2 protein-coding genes are annotated in these 1,151 nt (G+C 62.1%); both read right to left on the bottom strand.

Annotated features, from left to right (window positions below; genetic code table 11):
• Window positions 1-381: dihydrodipicolinate synthase family protein (locus EOA27_RS37390; protein WP_145970863.1), on the bottom strand; the 381-nt coding region annotated here is incomplete at its 3' end.
• The coding region (locus EOA27_RS37385; protein WP_210214205.1) for an ATP-binding cassette domain-containing protein at window positions 369-1,151 on the bottom strand (783 nt) is incomplete at its 5' end. The genes EOA27_RS37390 and EOA27_RS37385, both read right to left, overlap by 13 nt.

Below are 1,151 nucleotides of genomic sequence, written 5' to 3'. Positions count from 1 at the left end.
GGAGATATGCTCGAAGAAGGCCACGATCTCACGCGGGCTCGGCATAGCGTAGATGGGTGGCAGGATCATGCCGCCAGCGCAGCCCGCCGCCGCGGCCGACTGACATGCCTCCAACACATCCACGACACGCAGGTCGGCGACGCCGGCCAGCACGGGCACGCGGCCGGCCACATGGTCAACCGTCAACTTGTAGAGGCGTGTGCGCTCGGCAGTGGTAAGAGCATAGAATTCCCCAGTGCTGCCAGCCGCTACGACGCCCCGCGCACCATGGGCAATGGCGTCGTCGATAAGCGTCTTGTATCGGGTCTCATTAATGGAGCCATCAGCTCCGAAGGGAGTGACGAGAACGGGAAAAATACCGCCCCAGTTTACATCGGCCATGTTCTACTATCCTTTGTTGGGAGATGTGTTGAAGGTGCAGCCGCCGGTGCAGCGAGCGGACCGAGAAGACGAGCCTGTTCCGTGACGCGTCCGACGAAAGCCGCGAGCCTCGGAATTGCAGCGAGCACGTCGCCCACCAGTTCCGGGTCCAGCGCCGATGTCGGCTCGTCGAACAGCATGATGGTGGGCTGCATAGCAAGCGCACGAGCGATCGCAATCCGCTGCTGCTGGCCGCCCGACAGCTGCGACGGGTATTTATGCCGGCATCGGGAAGTCCCATTCGCGTGAGCAGCTCGCGAGCCCGTGCCTCGGCTCGGGCTCGCGGCACTTTCTTCCCCACCCACGGGGGCTTCGATGATGTTTTCCAGTGCGGTGCGGTGGGGGAACAGGTTAAAGTTCTGGAACACCATGCCGGTCTTCACGCGTCCGGCGTTTACCTGCGCGTTAGAGAGCTTTAGCCGCTCAGTTCTGGTGCGGCGGAAAAGAGGCGCGCCTTCCAGAACGATCTCGCCCTGGTCGGGCTCCAATAACAGGTTCATGCAGCGCAGATCCGAGGTCTTGTCCGAACCACTGGAGCCGATCAGGCAGACCACCTCACCGCGGCGGACGTCAAGATCCATGCCGCGTAGGACATGGTGCGTCCCGAAGGACTTCTCGATGCCGCGTATTCTCAGAACGACTTCGGTGGATGTTGCGGTCATCACGCCGCCTCCTTGCGCTCGAACCGGCGCGATAAACCGCTGAGGGGAAACAGGAGGACGATGAAGATG

This window comes from Mesorhizobium sp. M2A.F.Ca.ET.037.01.1.1 (assembly GCF_003998075.1).
In the GTDB taxonomy this organism is placed as follows: Bacteria; Pseudomonadota; Alphaproteobacteria; order Rhizobiales; family Rhizobiaceae; genus Mesorhizobium.
This window is presented reverse-complemented; position numbering and strand designations above follow the sequence as displayed.